Annotated in this window: 17 protein-coding genes; 5 read left to right on the top strand and 12 right to left on the bottom strand. The window is 68.3% G+C overall.

What is annotated here, in order from left to right:
• Position 1 precedes the first annotated feature (1 nt).
• From G6N57_RS20255 to G6N57_RS20240, 4 genes are all read right to left on the bottom strand, one after another.
• Complete coding sequence (locus G6N57_RS20255) at positions 2–304, bottom strand: GlsB/YeaQ/YmgE family stress response membrane protein (protein ID WP_036449788.1); 303 nt, start codon at positions 302–304, stop codon at positions 2–4.
• Positions 305–454: 150 nt separating this feature from the next.
• Positions 455–1,477 (bottom strand): APA family fibronectin-binding glycoprotein, encoded by a 1,023-nt coding sequence (locus G6N57_RS20250; protein ID WP_097926021.1) that lies wholly within the window; start codon positions 1,475–1,477, stop codon positions 455–457.
• Positions 1,478–1,712: 235 nt separating this feature from the next.
• A complete protein-coding gene (locus G6N57_RS20245) occupies positions 1,713–2,816 on the bottom strand; it encodes a sulfate/molybdate ABC transporter ATP-binding protein (protein ID WP_077740863.1) in 1,104 nt (367 codons plus the stop codon).
• Positions 2,813–3,607, bottom strand: coding sequence for an ABC transporter permease (locus G6N57_RS20240; RefSeq protein ID WP_077740864.1), 795 nt, complete (start codon positions 3,605–3,607; stop codon positions 2,813–2,815). Before G6N57_RS20240 ends, G6N57_RS20245 begins: the two co-directional genes overlap by 4 nt.
• Before the next feature lie 178 nt (positions 3,608–3,785).
• Here G6N57_RS20240 and G6N57_RS20235 point away from each other — a divergent pair, with 178 nt between their 5' ends.
• The 3 genes from G6N57_RS20235 to G6N57_RS20225 all read left to right on the top strand — a co-directional run bounded on the left by G6N57_RS20235 (position 3,786) and on the right by G6N57_RS20225 (position 6,877).
• Positions 3,786–4,460, top strand: a complete 675-nt coding sequence (locus G6N57_RS20235) for an SDR family oxidoreductase (RefSeq protein WP_077740865.1) — start codon at positions 3,786–3,788, stop codon at positions 4,458–4,460.
• Between the two features lie 18 nt (positions 4,461–4,478).
• Positions 4,479–5,405: an LLM class F420-dependent oxidoreductase gene (locus G6N57_RS20230; protein WP_077740866.1), complete on the top strand. Its 927-nt coding sequence runs from the start codon at positions 4,479–4,481 to the stop codon at positions 5,403–5,405.
• 98 nt (positions 5,406–5,503) lie between these two features.
• A complete protein-coding gene (locus tag G6N57_RS20225; protein WP_077740867.1) occupies positions 5,504–6,877 on the top strand; it encodes a type II NADH:quinone oxidoreductase Ndh in 1,374 nt (457 codons plus the stop codon).
• On the opposite strand, the gene G6N57_RS20220 is transcribed toward G6N57_RS20225, so the two are convergent.
• The 8 genes from G6N57_RS20220 to G6N57_RS20185 all read right to left on the bottom strand — a co-directional run bounded on the left by G6N57_RS20220 (position 6,874) and on the right by G6N57_RS20185 (position 12,671).
• On the bottom strand, positions 6,874–7,521 hold the full coding sequence (locus G6N57_RS20220; RefSeq protein WP_077740868.1) for an urease accessory protein UreD: 648 nt from the start codon (positions 7,519–7,521) through the stop codon (positions 6,874–6,876). The two genes, G6N57_RS20225 and G6N57_RS20220, sit on opposite strands and share 4 nt — an antisense overlap.
• The gene (ureG, locus tag G6N57_RS20215; RefSeq protein WP_077740869.1) at positions 7,521–8,207 is read right to left on the bottom strand and encodes an urease accessory protein UreG; all 687 of its coding nucleotides are present in this window, start codon (positions 8,205–8,207) and stop codon (positions 7,521–7,523) included. The genes G6N57_RS20220 and ureG overlap by 1 nt, the downstream gene beginning before the upstream one ends.
• A 32-nt stretch (positions 8,208–8,239) precedes the next feature.
• Positions 8,240–8,875: an urease accessory protein UreF gene (locus G6N57_RS20210; protein WP_097926022.1), complete on the bottom strand. Its 636-nt coding sequence runs from the start codon at positions 8,873–8,875 to the stop codon at positions 8,240–8,242.
• Positions 8,876–10,597: an urease subunit alpha gene (locus G6N57_RS20205; RefSeq protein WP_077740871.1), complete on the bottom strand. Its 1,722-nt coding sequence runs from the start codon at positions 10,595–10,597 to the stop codon at positions 8,876–8,878.
• Between the two features lie 31 nt (positions 10,598–10,628).
• The gene (locus tag G6N57_RS20200; protein ID WP_077740872.1) at positions 10,629–10,976 is read right to left on the bottom strand and encodes an urease subunit beta; all 348 of its coding nucleotides are present in this window, start codon (positions 10,974–10,976) and stop codon (positions 10,629–10,631) included.
• 3 nt (positions 10,977–10,979) lie between these two features.
• Complete coding sequence (locus G6N57_RS20195) at positions 10,980–11,282, bottom strand: urease subunit gamma (RefSeq protein ID WP_036449772.1); 303 nt, start codon at positions 11,280–11,282, stop codon at positions 10,980–10,982.
• Positions 11,283–11,342: 60 nt separating this feature from the next.
• Entirely contained in the window at positions 11,343–11,744 is a 402-nt protein-coding gene (locus G6N57_RS20190; protein ID WP_077740873.1) for a PaaI family thioesterase, read from the bottom strand.
• Positions 11,745–11,900: 156 nt separating this feature from the next.
• Positions 11,901–12,671: an iron reductase gene (locus G6N57_RS20185; protein WP_077740874.1), complete on the bottom strand. Its 771-nt coding sequence runs from the start codon at positions 12,669–12,671 to the stop codon at positions 11,901–11,903.
• A gap of 222 nt (positions 12,672–12,893) precedes the next feature.
• Here G6N57_RS20185 and G6N57_RS20180 point away from each other — a divergent pair, with 222 nt between their 5' ends.
• Positions 12,894–13,310 carry a BlaI/MecI/CopY family transcriptional regulator gene (locus G6N57_RS20180; RefSeq protein ID WP_036449766.1) on the top strand — a complete coding sequence of 139 codons (417 nt, stop codon included), beginning with the start codon at positions 12,894–12,896 and terminating at the stop codon, positions 13,308–13,310.
• Between the two features lie 14 nt (positions 13,311–13,324).
• Complete coding sequence (locus G6N57_RS20175; protein ID WP_077740875.1) at positions 13,325–14,296, top strand: M56 family metallopeptidase; 972 nt, start codon at positions 13,325–13,327, stop codon at positions 14,294–14,296.
• The last annotated feature ends 23 nt before the right edge of the window (positions 14,297–14,319 follow it).

Genomic DNA, 14,319 nt, shown 5'->3' with positions numbered 1-14,319 from the left:
GTCAGCCGCGCTTACGCACCAGTCCGACGAGCCAGAGCAGGATCACCGATCCGAGGATCGCGGTGAACAGGGTGAACCACCACCCGCCGGACGCGGTGTCGAGGAAGAAGCTGAGCAGGAATCCACCGACGAGCGCGCCGATCACACCGATCACGATGTTCATCAGAATGCCCTGGCCACCGCCGTCGACGATCTTGCCGGCGATCCATCCGGCGATCGCGCCGATGATGATGTAGCCGATCCAGCCGACGCTGGTCAGTGTGGAGGAACGAGCCAGGATTTCGGTAGCCGCCATTACGTCCATTGCAGGTCTCCTGCCTGTCACGGGCAACGCCCAGCGGGCTCGCTGAGCCTCAAACCCAGGTGTACCTCCCGAACGTAACGATTCGGTTGGCTAATTGGGAACGATCAGCGTTCGGCGTGCCCGATTCTCGGCGTACCGGCAGCCCCGACATCAGGCCGGCGGCTGCATCTCCGGCGGAGCGTTGGTGACGGGCACCGGCACCCCGACGCCCGGGCGGGCAGGCGGAGCGTTCGGGTCGGCCGGCGGCGGCGCCGCGTTGGGGTCCCCTGCCGGGGCCGCCGGCGGTGTCCACGGCCGGATCGAGTTGGCCAGTGTCACGGCAGCAGCCTTGTCGACCGGATGGCTGGCCGACCCCAGCCACACCACGAACCAGCGTTCGGGCGCGCGCTGGCCGCGCGGGGTCCCTGGGGGGGGCGGCGCGCCGACGACACCGGCCCAGATCTGCCCGTTGGGCTTGTTCGTGTCGGTGAACTTCACCTCGTAGTACGACGCGACGCCGGAGAGCCCGTTCGCATCGAGCGGCACGGTCTCCTGATTCACCCGGGTCCCGGGGAACGGCATGAAGAACTCACCCATGTCAGAGGCCAGGCGAACGGCCGCCTTGGCGTTGTCGGCCTCGGCACCGGCGAACAACTTCAGGTCCAGGCGCCCGAGCAGCACGCTCGTGTCGTTCGGCGGTTCAGGCGTGCCCTCCGGCGGGATCTTGGTCAACAACGCCTGTCCGTAAGACAACTGGGTCGCGTCGGAGACCTTCCAGCCACCGGGAACGACGTAGCTGAACCCGCCGGCGGCGTTGTCGACCCGGCCGGGCTCCGGCGCGGGAGCCGGGGCGGGGGCGTTCGGGTCGGCAGGGGCAGGCGCGGGCGCGTTCGGGTCGGCCGGAGCCGGCGCGGGGGCAGGAGCCGGGGCATTGGGATCGACGGGCGCCGCCGGTGCCGGTGCCGGGGCACCGGGAGCAGGAGCCGGCGCTCCGGGCGCGGGAGCGGGAGCGGCGGGTGCAGGCGCACCGGGCACAGCTGGGGCAGGCGCCGGCGCCGGAGGTGCCGGCACGGGATCCGCATACGCCACCGCAGGCAGCGCAACGGCCGCTGCGGTCGCGCCGGTCATCGCGACCAGCGCCAGCTTGTTCGACAGACCTCTGCGCCGATGTGACATCGCATCCGACTCGTCCATGGGGAAGAAACTACCGTGTTACGGCCGTGACGCAAGTGTGAGTTGCTCTTAGAGTGCCAAAAAGTGCGATTGCGACAGATGGGATATAGCCAGCTGAGCCACGGTAGGCATAGTTGCTGGCACGCGGGTGTGTGGGGCGCCACGCCGAACCTGGCAACCCACGTCCGACACCCGCGATGTCAGAGCCCTCAACACGTGATTCGGACGTACGTACACCGGCGTTACGTCGGGGGGATCACTTACTTCCGGCGCCCGCCGCGTGAATCGCAACCTCCTGCGCCTTCACCGAGAAATAGACCGTATCCCCCGGGGCCAGTCGCAGCTCGGCGGCCGACTCGGCGGTGATGTCAGCGGCCAGGCCGGGTGCACCGTCGGGCTGCTCATCGGCCCGGACCCGGATCCCGGGCCCGCGGCTGTCGAGCTCGGCGACCGTCACCGCGACCGTGTTGCGCGGACTACCGTGCGGTTCCTCGCGGTACACCGCGACCGACGCCGGCGAGAACACCGCCACCACCGGCACCCCGGGTGCCACGTCGGCCGACGGCGTGCCGTGCCATTTCCCACCCCACGCAGTGGTCACGACCCCGTCGGCGCCTGCCGTGCCGCCGATCAGGTTCACCCCGGCGAACCGGGCCCCGAAGTGACTCTTGGGGGTCGCCAACACCTCTGCGGCGGAACCACTTTCGATGATCCGCCCGGCCTCCACCACGATCACCCGGTCGGCCAGGGTCAGCACGTCGAGCAGGTCATGGGTGATCAGCACCGCGCACCGGCCACTGGTCGCCAGCACGCGCCGCAGCACCTTGCGCATCGACGCCGCCACCGCCACGTCCAAACCCGCCAACGGTTCGTCGAGCAACAGCACCTCGGGATCGGCGGCCAATGCCCGCGCCAGCGCCACCCGCTGGGCCTGCCCTCCCGACAACCGGCGAGGGCGCCGGTGCGCCAGGTCCGTGGCGTCGACCTCGGCCAACCACCGGTGCGCGCTCTCACGTGCGGCGCGATGCCCCAACCTGCGCCCACTGCGGGCCCCGAATGCCACGTTGGCCGCCACACTCAAATGCGGAAACAACAGAGAGTCCTGCAACAACAACCCGACGCGACGGGCATGGGTCGGCACCTGCACACCGGCGACCGGATCGGTCAGCACCCGATCACCCACCTGGACGCGCCCGGCGTCCAGACCGACCAGTCCCGCGATCGCATGCAGCGTCGTCGACTTGCCCGCGCCGTTGGGGCCCAGAACCGCCAGCACCTCCCCTGCCGGCACACCGAATTCCAGGTCCAGGCCCCGGTTCTCGACGACCGCGCGCACGTGCAGCGCCAAGCCCGACGTCACGTCCAACCACCGGCCCGCAGCCGTCGGCCACCCAGCCCGACGACCACCACCGCGGCCACTACGACCAGCAGCACCGACAGCGCCACCGCGGCGTCGGCATCGCTCTCGCGCTGCAGGTAGATCTCCAAGGGCAGGGTGCGGGTGACGCCCTGGCGCGAGCCCGCGAACGTCAACGTGGCGCCGAACTCCCCGAGGGAGCGCGCGAAGGCCAGCACGGCTCCCGAGATCAGACCGGGGCCCAGCAGCGGCAGCGTGACCCGCCACCACACCGTCGCCGGCGAGGCGCCCAGCGTCGCTGCCACCACCTCGAAGTCGGCACCCGCGGTCCGGGCCGCCCCTTCCAGTGAGATGACCAGGAATGGCAACGACACGAACGTCTGCGCCAACACGACGGCCACGGTGGTGAACGCGATCTGCACGCCCACGCTCTCCAGGTACCGGCCGACCAGCCCGAGCCGGCCGAAGGCATACAGCAGCGCGATGCCGCCCACCACCGGCGGCAGCACCAACGGCAACAGGATCAGCGGCCGGACGATCCGGGTGACAAGCCCGTCGGTGCGGGCCAGCACCAGCGCCAGCGGAACCCCGAACAGCACACACAACACCGTGCTGGCCAGCGAGGTCTCCAGGCTGAGCTTCAACGCCGCGGTGGACGACGGGCTGGAGATCAGCGACCCGAACCGCGGCCAGTCCACCTTCGCCACCATCGCGACCAGGGGCAGCACCACGAAGATCGCGCCGGCGGCGGCAGGAAGATATATCCAGCGCGGCAGCCGTGGCGGATTCGTCACGAGACCGCCGCGCCGACAATGTCGACGCAGGTGAGAGCGCTGGGTCGGATCATCCCCGCAACCATATGCGAGCCGACATTTGGCGCGCCGAGTTTCGTGTCCTAGCTACTGTCCAGTAACATTGTCCGTTGGTCGCCCCCGTCCGGCGCGGCGATCCCCGGGTACATGGAGGTACATCATGGCGGAGGTGCTGGTCACCGGCGGCGACACTGAACTCGGCCGCACCATTGCGGCAGGCTTCCTCGACGCAGGCCACAACGTGGTCATCGCCGGCGCCCGCCGCGAGGATCTGGAGCTGGCCGCCAAGCAGCTCGACGTCGCGTCGATCGTGTTCGACAACACCGATCCCGCCAGCCTCGAGAACGCCCGCTCGCTGTTCCCCCATCACCTCGACACGCTGGTCAACGTCCCGGCTCCGCTGTTCGAGTCCAAGGACCCCCGCACCTTCACACTGAGCGACCTGGCCACCGCCTGGCGCAACGCGCTGGACGCCACCGTGGTCTCGGCGGTGCTGACCGTGCAGATCGTCGGCGACCACCTGCGCTCGGGCGGTTCCATCATCAACGTCGTGCCCGCGAGCCCTCGTGAGGGCAGCGCCGAAGCCGCGGTCAAGGCCGCCCTCGGCGATTGGACCGCAGGCCAGGCCGCCTACTTCGGCACCCGCGGCATCACCGTCAACGCCATCGCCCCAGGCCTGTCCGCCGAGCCCGGCTACGACGGCCTCGGCACCACGCCGCCGTCGGTTGCCGACGAGTTCGCCCGTCTTGCAGTGTTTTTGAGCACGCCGGCAGCTCGCCACATCACCGGCCAGACCATGCACGTCAGCCGCGGTACGCTCGCCACCCTGGGATAGCGCGCTAAGGTCGGAGAAGTGACAATCCGACTCGGACTCCAGATCCCGAACTTCTCCTACGGCACCGGCGTTTCCGAACTCTTCCCGACCGTCATCGCGCAGGCTCAGGAAGCCGAGGCTGCCGGCTTCGACTCCGTCTTCGTGATGGACCACTTCTATCAGCTGCCTGGTCTCGGCACTCCAGACCAGCCGATGCTTGAGGCCTACACCGCACTCGGCGCACTGGCGACCGCGACTCAAAAGGTTCAGCTGGGCACCCTGGTCACCGGCAACACGTACCGCAACCCGACGCTGCTGGCCAAGGCCATCACCACGCTCGACGTGATCAGCCAGGGCCGCGCCATCCTCGGTATCGGCACCGGCTGGTTCGAACTCGAGCATGACCAGCTCGGATACGAGTTCGGCACCTTCACCGACCGCTTCAACAAGCTCGGCGAGGCACTGCAGATCATCCTTCCGATGCTCGCCGGTGAGCGCCCGACGTTCAGCGGCAAGTACTACCGCACGGTCGAGGCGATGGCCAATCCTCGCTTCCGCGACCACATTCCGCTGATGATCGGCGGCAGCGGCGAAAAGAAGACCATCCCGCTGGCGGCCCGGCACTTCGACCACCTCAACATCATCGCGAACTTCGACGAGTTGCCCCGCAAGCTCGATGTGATCCGTCAGGAGTGCGAGCGGATCGACCGGGATCCGGCCACCCTGGAGACCAGCATGCTGGTGATCGCGTTGATCGGTGAGCAGTTCACCGCAGATGCCATCCCGCCCGACTTCCAGAATCGTGCGGTGTTCGGCAGCGCTGAGCAGATCGCCGAACAGCTCAAGACCAAGCTCTTCGATGCCGGCGTGAACGGGGTGATCCTCAGCCCGGTCACCATGGGCGGCTACGTGCCCGGCGGTATCACCGCCGCTGCCGAGGCATTGAAACCACTGATATCCGGGTAAACATTCGGTTCGGTTGGGTATCTCACCGCACAGGCGGGAATCGCGCCGACTAACCTTACGGTTATTACGAGTGGCAAACACGTCCGCGAGGAGCAGCAATGAGCCATCCCGGAGCTACGGCATCGGATCGGCATAAGGTAGTCATCATCGGATCGGGTTTCGGTGGCCTCACCGCCGCCAAGACCCTCAAACGTGCCGACGTCGACGTCAAGCTGATCGCCCGCACCACCCACCACCTGTTCCAGCCGCTGCTGTACCAGGTGGCCACCGGCATCATCTCCGAGGGCGAGATCGCGCCGGCCACCCGCGTGATCCTGCGCAAGCAGAAGAACGCCCAGGTGCTGTTGGGCGACGTCACCCACATCGATCTGGAGAACCAGACGGTGGATTCGGTGCTACTCGGGCACACCTACTCCACCCCGTACGACAGCCTCATCATCGCCGCGGGCGCCGGGCAGTCCTACTTCGGCAACGACCATTTCGCCGAGTTCGCCCCCGGCATGAAGTCGATCGACGATGCGCTGGAGCTCCGCGGCCGCATCCTCGGTGCGTTCGAACAGGCCGAGCGTTCCAGCGATCCGGTGCGCCGGGCCAAGCTGCTGACCTTCACCGTGGTGGGCGCCGGCCCGACCGGTGTCGAAATGGCCGGGCAGATCGCCGAATTGGCGGACCAGACCCTGCGCGGCAGTTTCCGGCACATCGATCCCACCGAGGCTCGGGTGATCCTGCTCGATGCCGCACCGGCCGTGCTGCCGCCCATGGGCGAGAAGCTGGGCAAGCGGGCCCAGGCCCGGCTGGAGAAGATGGGGGTCGAGGTTCAGCTCGGCGCCATGGTGACCGACGTCGACCGCAATGGTCTGACCGTCAAGGATTCAGACGGCACGTTGCGCCGCATCGAATCGGCCTGCAAGGTGTGGTCGGCCGGTGTCTCGGCCAGCCCACTCGGCAAGGATCTGGCCGAGCAGGCCGGGGTCGAACTGGACCGGGCCGGCCGCGTCAAGGTGGAGCCCGACCTGACGATCCCGGGTCACCCCAACGTGTTCGTGGTCGGCGACATGGCCGCCGTCGAAGGCGTGCCCGGCGTCGCCCAGGGCGCGATCCAGGGCGGCCGCTACGCCGCCAAGCTGATCAAGCGTGAGGTCGCAGGCACCAGCCCGAAGATCCGGGCCCCGTTCGAGTATTTCGACAAGGGCTCGATGGCGACGGTGTCGCGATTCTCCGCGGTCGCCAAGGTCGGCCCAGTCGAGTTCTCCGGGTTCTTCGCCTGGGTGTGCTGGCTGGTGCTGCACCTGGTGTACATCGTCGGGTTCAAGAGCCGGCTGGTCACGGTGCTGTCCTGGGGCGTGACGTTCCTGAGCACCAAGCGCGGGCAGCTCACCATCACCGAGCAGCAGGCCTACGCCCGCACCAGGATCGAGGAACTCGAGGAGATCGCGGCTTCCGTCCAGGAAACCGAGAAAGCGGCCTCCTAGCCCACTGTCGTCTCGGGCGGCAGCCGGTCCCCCTGCCAGGTGGCCAGGCTGCCGCCGCGGGCCAACTCCAGCACGGTTCCGGGTGCCTCGAATGCGGGTGCGGGATAACGCAGTTCGCTGACGCATGCCCGGGGCGCGGTCAGGATGTCGTCACCCACTGCCCCGCAGCCGAGTTCGATGCGATGACGCAGCAGTGGCGTCGATCCGACGTCGGCGTGCAATGCCGACGACCAGAATCCTTCCCACTCACCGGATCTGCCGATCTGTACCCGCTCCCGAATGCGCACCTGCGCCGACTCCGCGATTGCCAGGCGCGTGGTCACCCGATGCCCAGAACCACCGGCCACCACGGTGGGCTCCGGATCGAGGTCCAGCTGCCCGGCCACTTCGAGTTCCCATTGCGCGCCCGATTGCCTCGTATGTCCGCCGGGGAGCACCATCGTCGCCGCGGCGGTGCGGATCCGCAGCCGGGCCCCGGCCTCCACCACCAACCGCACCGTCAAGGTGTCGCCGCCGAGTGGGGTGGCGGCGGTGGAGATCAGATGCACCGTGTCGGGTTCGGTGCACCGCCCGGCCAGCCCGCCGCGCGCCTCGATCCGCGGCAACCGCCCCGGCGAAGCCGCAATCACGACATGCGCGTGCATTACGCGGGCGACGCCTGGGCGACTTTCAACTGCTCGCGCACCCAGGCCAGCACCGGTCCCGCCGTCGGATCCTCGGTCAGTGAGATCAGCGCCGTGGGCCTGTCCTGCCGAGCCTTGGCCGCGTCGCGCCGCATCACGTCGAGATCGGCCCCCACCAACGACGCCAGATCAGTCTTGTTGATCACCAACAGGTCCGAGTAGGTCACGCCGGGCCCACCCTTGCGCGGCACCTTGTCGCCCCCGGCCACGTCGACGACGAAGATCTGCACGTCGACCAGGCCCGACGAGAACGTCGCGGTGAGGTTGTCACCACCGGACTCGACGAGGATCAGGTCCAAGGGTGGGTTTGCCTCGATCAGGTCGTCGATCGCATCGAGGTTGGCGGTGATGTCGTCGCGGATCGCGGTGTGCGGACATCCCCCGGTCTGGACCGCGGCGATCCGCTCGTCGGGCAGGACCGCGTGCCTGCGCAGGAAGTCGGCGTCCTCTGTGGTGTAGATGTCGTTGGTCAACACGGCCAACGACAGCTCGTCACGCAGCTGCCTGCTCAGGGCGGCCACCAGGGCGGTCTTGCCGGATCCGACCGGCCCGCCGACACCGATGCGCAACGGCTCGCCCGGCTTGCGATCCCGTTTGGGCCGCTCGACATGCGTGTGGGGCTCGCCGTCGATGAGATGTGGTGGCATGGTGGACCTTTCGAGAGCTGTACTGAGGAGATCTACGAGACGAACAACGGCCGGTCACGTTCGGTGTGCCGTTGCGCCAGGACGTCGAGCAAGGGATCGGACAGGTCGGCCAGCCCGGTGAGCGCCTTGGCTGCCACCTCATCGCACAACCCGGACAGCTCGAAGGTCAGCGCCGCGACATCGGCGGGGTCCAGGGCGAGCAACCGTTGTGCGGCAGTGGCCGACCCGGTCATGGTGGTGTACACCACCGACAGCGCGGTCTGGCCCGGATCCAGATCGGCGGCTGCCGCGACGGTCCCGGCAGCCACCGGCAGGTGCGGCCGAGACCCGAGCGTGTCCCAGGCCTGTCGCGGCCACACCCGCCGGGCCAGCCGGACCAATCCCCGCCCCTGGGCCCGCGACGCCTCACGGGCCGCCGGTGCCGGTGTGCGGGCATCGGTTTCAGCATCGGCGGCCCCGGGGTCCAGGGTCCCGGTGTGCACCGCCACCGCGATCGATGCCGCCACCACACCACTGGTCCGGATCCGCCGGACCAGTAAGGCCCGCAAGGTGGCGACATCGGTGAGCAGGCCGCTGGTGACCGCCTCCTCGACGCCGCCGGAATGCACGTGACCGCCGGTCGGCAAACGGGAGTCGGCCAGGGTCAGAAGCGTTGCCAGGTTGCTCATCTAGAACAGGAAATATCGCTGGGCCATGGGCAGTTCGACCGCGGGCTGTTCCTGCCACACCTGCCCGTCGATCCGCACGGTGAAGGTGTCCGGCTCGACCTCGATGTGCGGCAACGCATCATTGAGCGGCATCTGCGCCTTGCCGATCCGCCGGACATTCTTGACCGCGGCCAGCTTTCGACGAACATCGAGGCGGTCGGCGAGTCCGTCCTCGATGGCCTGCGGTGCGACGAAGTGCACCGACGTGGCGGCCGCGGCGGCCGGAGCCGCGCCGAACATGGGCCGCGGGAGGACCGGCTGCGGGGTGGGAATGGAGGCGTTGGCGTCGCCCATCGCAGCCCAGGCGATCATGCCGCCCTTGAGCACCGCGTGCGGCCGCACTCCGAAGAACGCGGGTTCCCACAGCACGAGGTCGGCGAGCTTGCCGACCTCGACCGAACCGACCTCGTCGTCGAGTCCGTGCGCGATGGCCGGGCAGATGGTGTATTTCGCCACGTACCGGCGGGCGCGGTGGTTGTCTGCCGGACCGTCCCCCTCGAGTGCGCCGCGCCTGCGCTTCATCACATGCGCGGTCTGCCAGGTCCTCAGCACCACCTCACCGACCCGGCCCATCGCCTGCGAGTCGCTGCCGATCATCGAGATGGCCCCGATGTCGTGCAGCAGATCCTCGGCGGCGATCGTCGACGGCCGGATCCGGCTCTCGGCGAATGCCAGATCCTCGGGCACGCTCGGATTCAGGTGGTGGCAGACCATGAGCATGTCGAGGTGCTCGTCGAGAGTGTTGACCGTGTGCGGGCGCGTCGGATTGGTCGAGCTGGGAAGCACATTCGGATGGGAGGCAACGGTGATGATGTCAGGAGCGTGGCCGCCGCCGGCGCCCTCGGTGTGATACGCGTGGATGCCACGGCCCTTGATGGCGGCCAGGGTGTCCTCGACGAAACCCGCCTCGTTGAGGGTGTCGGTGTGGATGTTGGCCTGCACGCCTGCGGCTTCGGCGACCGTGAGACAGGCGTCGATGGCCGCGGGCGTGGTGCCCCAGTCCTCGTGCAGCTTGAAACCCGCCGCGCCACCGCGCAACTGCTCCCACATCGCCTCGGAGCTGACCGTGTTGCCCTTGCCGAGCAGCGCGACGTTGAGCGGCCAGGAGTCCAGTGATTCCAGCATCCTGGCCAGGTGCCAGGCGCCCGGGGTGACGGTGGTGGCCTTGCTGCCCTCGGCCGGTCCGGTTCCGCCTGCCACGATCGTGGTGATGCCGCCGCCGAGGGCCTCTTCCATGATCTGCGGACAGATCAGGTGCACATGGCAGTCGATCGCGCCTGCGGTCAGGATGCGGCCGTTACCGGCGATGATCTCGGTCGACGGACCGACCACCAGGTCCGGGTGCACCCCGGTCATGATGTCGGGGTTGCCGGCCTTGCCGATCGCCGCGATCCGGCCGTCGCGGATCCCGATGTCGGCCTTGATGATTCCCCAGTGGTCGATGATCACCGCGCCGGTGATGACGGTGTCGGGTGCGCCGTCGGCACGGGTCGCCCTCGCCTGGCCCATCGACTCGCGAAGGACCTTGCCGCCGCCGAACACCGCCTCGTCGCCGGCCAGGCCAGGGCCACCGCTGCGGTCCTCGGTGATCTCGATGAACAGGTCGGTGTCGGCCAGCCGGATCCGGTCACCGGTGGTCGGGCCGAACAGCGCCGCGTAACGGGCACGGGTCAATTCGGTCATCGGTGTCCTCGGTTCTTCTCGCAAGCGCTCATCACGCCCCCAATCGCCCGGGCGGGTCGAGGCTGATGCCGTGGACCTCACGTGTGCCGCCCAGTGGCACCAGCGAAACACGCTGGGCCACACCGGGTTCGAATCGAATCGCGGTACCGGCCGGAACGTCGAGGCGGTGCCCGCGGGCGGCGTCCCGGTCGAAGTCCAGCGCCGAGTTCGCCTGTGGTAGGTGCACGTGACTGCCGACCTGTACCGGTCGGTCACCGGTGTTGACGATGTCCAGAATCAGCCGTGGCGCATCGGGATTGAGTGCGATCGCACCGTCGCCGTAGACGATTTCGCCGGGCACGACCGATGCGCGATCCGCCTTCGGCTCCTCGCTGGTCATCGCTCAGACAATCGGGTGGTGAACGGTGACCAGCTTGGTGCCGTCCGGAAAAGTGGCCTCGACCTGCACGTCGTCCAGCATCTCGGGCACTCCCTCCATGACCTGGTCGCGAGTCAGCACATCGCGACCACTCACCATCAACTCCGCGACCGTCCGACCGTCGCGGGCGCCTTCCAGCAGGTGATCAGTGATCACCGCGACGGCCTCGGGATGGTTGAGCAACAAGCCGCGAGCCTGCCTGCGCCGCGCCAGGTCCGCGGCATATGAGATGAGCAGACGATCCTGCTCATGCGGGGTCAAACGCATAGTGCGCGATCCTGCCACGGCCGGCGGGGTTCGGCAGCGCTCGCGGCCGCACCGGAGGCGTTACTCGGGAATGTTCTGCAGCCGCACCTGGCCTCGGGCCACGAGCTTGCCGGCCTCGTCGGTGATGGTGATCAGCCAGAGCTGCTGGCGGCGGCCGCGGTGGATCGGTTCGGAAACCGCTGTGACAGTGCCAGATCCGATCGCACGCAGGAAATCGGTGTTGTTGTTGACGCCGACCACGGTGCCGCCGCCGTTCGCCGACAGCCAGATGTGGCCGGACACACTGGCCAGGCTTTCGACGATCGAGCAGTACACGCCACCGTGCACGATGCCCCAGGGCTGCAGCAGCTTGTCATGGATCGTCAGCTGTGCGCGGCCGCCGTCGGGGGTGAGCTCGAGATAGGTCAGGCCCAGTTCGGTGTCGAACCCCTTGCCCAGACCTTCGGGGATATCAGTGGTCACAGTGCTTGTGTCTACACGCCGTATCGCCACAAAGATGCGGGCGGGTCCCGCGTGTGAAACGCGGGACCCGCCCTCGAGTGGACCGGGGGTCTCTGCAGCCCTCAGGACTCCGGCTCGGTCCGTTAGCCTCGTATCTACATAATAGGCAAGGCTGCCCTAATTTAACAAGACCTTCCCCGCCCGGCCGCAACCGCGAACCGGCAGACCGAAGCCCACCAGGGCATCCAGCACTGCCTGGCCGCGCCGCATGCTCACCACCTCGCTGGAGCCGGCCAGCAGCGGGACCTGGGTGGCCGCACCGACCACCGCCGCCCCCACCATGTGCCACATGGCCGCGATCGACATGGCGCCGTCACTGATCTCCACCAACCGGGCGAACAGCGGCTCCAGCGCGCGATGACTGCGATGCGCCACCCACGTGGTCAGTGCGGCCTCACTGGGCAGCGCGACGATGCCGTCGTGGCAGGCGTTGGCCAACCGGGCGGCCCGGCCGCAGTAATAGGGATCCTCAGGCAGCCCGCGCAGGGTCGGATCGACGACACCGACCCAGTCGATCGCACCCTCGGAGTCGACGTGGACCCACAGGTTCTCCAGGCCGGTGTCCCAGGCGCGCCCCTCCAGCACCAGCAGCGGCACCACCCGGCCGATCACCACATGGATGAACGTGGCGGCCAGTTGCTGGGCGACCGCGGCCCGGTTGCCCGTCTCGGCCATCGCCGCGTCGAACATGCCCTGCAGCCGGTCGGCGGACAGCGCCTCGGCCAACGGCCACCAGCGCCTACGGGACAAGTCGCCCACCACGGCCACGCCGTAGACCCGCGGACACTCCGGATACAGCTCACGTAAACGCCGACTCGACTCGTGCAGCGGCAGCGTCCGCTCGATAGCCATACCCGCGATCAGCGGATCTTCGATCAAGACCGTCATGTCACCTCCGAAGGCTCCAGTTTGACTTAGGTTAGCCTTACTATAGTCACGTGAAGGATGAGAGCTACCCCCTGTGACTCGATTCACAAACGACCCGACATATGGCGCTGACCTTGCCCTAAACGACTGCGGAGGCCGGTCTGCGCGCCATCGCCAAATGCATACGACGCGCGGTAGTAAACCCGTAGTACGCTGGCTTTACTGCTCAGGAGAGAACGGAACATGGCCAAATTGACGCGTCTCGGGGAACTTGAGCGCGAGGTGATGGATCACCTGTGGTCCGCGCCCGAACCCCAAACAGTGCGCCAAGTCCATGAGGCGCTGGCCGCCCGCCGCGACTTGGCCTACACCACGATCATGACCGTGCTGCAACGACTGGCGAAGAAGAACCTCGTCGTGCAGCACCGCGATGACCGCGCGCACCGCTACGCGCCCACCCATGGGCGCGACGAGCTGGTTGCGGGCCTGATGGTCGATGCCCTCGACCAGGCCTCGGACTCCGGCAGCCGCCAGGCTGCGCTGGTTCATTTCGTGGAGAAAGTCGGTATCGACGAAGCCCGAGCCCTGCGCCGGGCACTCGCCGAACTGGAGAGCAAGCACCAGCTGCCCCCACCGGCTGGTAATTCGGGTACTGCCTGAGAGAGACTTACGGCGTGTCCGCGCTGGCCTTCACCCTCGTCGCACTGGCCCTGGTGGGACCGGTGCCCGCGGTGCTGGCCCGTGCGGCGTGGCCCTTGCGTGCCCCACGCGCGGCAATCGTGCTGTGGCAGTCGATCGCCTTGGCCGCGGTGCTCTCGGCCTTCTCAGCCGGTATCGCGATCGCCAGCCGCCTGTTCGTACCGGGGCCCGATGGCCGGCCGACCGCAACCATCACCAGCGAAATCGACGCCCTCGGTTGGCCGTTGTGGGTACTCCTGGTCGTGGTCTTCACCCTGACCCTGTTCATCGGGGGACGGCTGTGCGTGGCCGTGATCCAGGTGGCGGTGGCCACCCGCCGCCGCCGCGCCCACCACCGCATGATGGTCGACCTGCTCAGCAAGTCCCGTGACGCGGTCCCGGCCCATCTGTGTACGGCCCACCGCCCGCTTGCCGGCGACGAGCTCCGCATCCTCGACGTGGAGCAGCCGCTCGCCTACTGCCTGCCCGGCGTCCGCAGTCGCGTCGTGGTCAGCGAGGGAACGCTGACCACGTTGTCCGACAACGAAGTCGCCGCGATCCTCACCCATGAGCGGGCCCACCTGCGGGCCCGCCACGACCTGGTGCTGGAGATGTTCACCGCGGTCCACGCCGCCTTCCCCCGGTTCGTCCGCAGCGCCAACGCCCTGAACGCGGTCCGGCTGCTGATCGAGTTGCTCGCCGACGACGCCGCGGTACGCACCGCGGGCCCCACTCCCCTGGCCCGGGCGCTGGTCGCCTGCGCGAACGGCCGCACCCCATCGGGTGCACTGGCCGCGGGCGGGCCGACCACCGTGATCCGGGTGCGCCGGCTGGGCGGCAAGCCCAACAGTGTGGCCATGGCCGTCACCGCGTACCTGACCGCCGCGGCCGTGCTGGTGGTGCCGACCGTGGCCGTCGCCGTCCCCTGGCTCACCGAGCTTCACCGCCTGTTCGCCGGACTTGGATAAACCCCTGTCCGACAGGCGTTCTG

The organism is Mycolicibacterium boenickei, assembly GCF_010731295.1.
Taxonomy (GTDB): Bacteria; Actinomycetota; Actinomycetes; order Mycobacteriales; family Mycobacteriaceae; genus Mycobacterium; species Mycobacterium boenickei.
Note: the sequence above shows the minus strand (reverse complement) of the source record. Positions and strands in the feature narration are given on the sequence as shown.

Coding starts and splice junctions, on each gene's coding strand:
- G6N57_RS20200 (WP_077740872.1), bottom strand. CDS start 10,976: ATGACCAGCGAGGAGCCGAAGGCGGATCGCGCATCGGTCGTGCCCGGC.
- ureG (WP_077740869.1), bottom strand. CDS start 8,207: ATGCCACCACATCTCATCGACGGCGAGCCCCACACGCATGTCGAGCGG.
- G6N57_RS20195 (WP_036449772.1), bottom strand. CDS start 11,282: ATGCGTTTGACCCCGCATGAGCAGGATCGTCTGCTCATCTCATATGCC.
- G6N57_RS20180 (WP_036449766.1), top strand. CDS start 12,894: ATGGCCAAATTGACGCGTCTCGGGGAACTTGAGCGCGAGGTGATGGAT.
- G6N57_RS20250 (WP_097926021.1), bottom strand. CDS start 1,477: ATGGACGAGTCGGATGCGATGTCACATCGGCGCAGAGGTCTGTCGAAC.
- G6N57_RS20210 (WP_097926022.1), bottom strand. CDS start 8,875: ATGAGCAACCTGGCAACGCTTCTGACCCTGGCCGACTCCCGTTTGCCG.
- G6N57_RS20235 (WP_077740865.1), top strand. CDS start 3,786: ATGGCGGAGGTGCTGGTCACCGGCGGCGACACTGAACTCGGCCGCACC.
- G6N57_RS20255 (WP_036449788.1), bottom strand. CDS start 304: ATGGACGTAATGGCGGCTACCGAAATCCTGGCTCGTTCCTCCACACTG.
- G6N57_RS20225 (WP_077740867.1), top strand. CDS start 5,504: ATGAGCCATCCCGGAGCTACGGCATCGGATCGGCATAAGGTAGTCATC.
- G6N57_RS20220 (WP_077740868.1), bottom strand. CDS start 7,521: ATGCACGCGCATGTCGTGATTGCGGCTTCGCCGGGGCGGTTGCCGCGG.
- G6N57_RS20205 (WP_077740871.1), bottom strand. CDS start 10,597: ATGACCGAATTGACCCGTGCCCGTTACGCGGCGCTGTTCGGCCCGACC.
- G6N57_RS20185 (WP_077740874.1), bottom strand. CDS start 12,671: ATGACGGTCTTGATCGAAGATCCGCTGATCGCGGGTATGGCTATCGAG.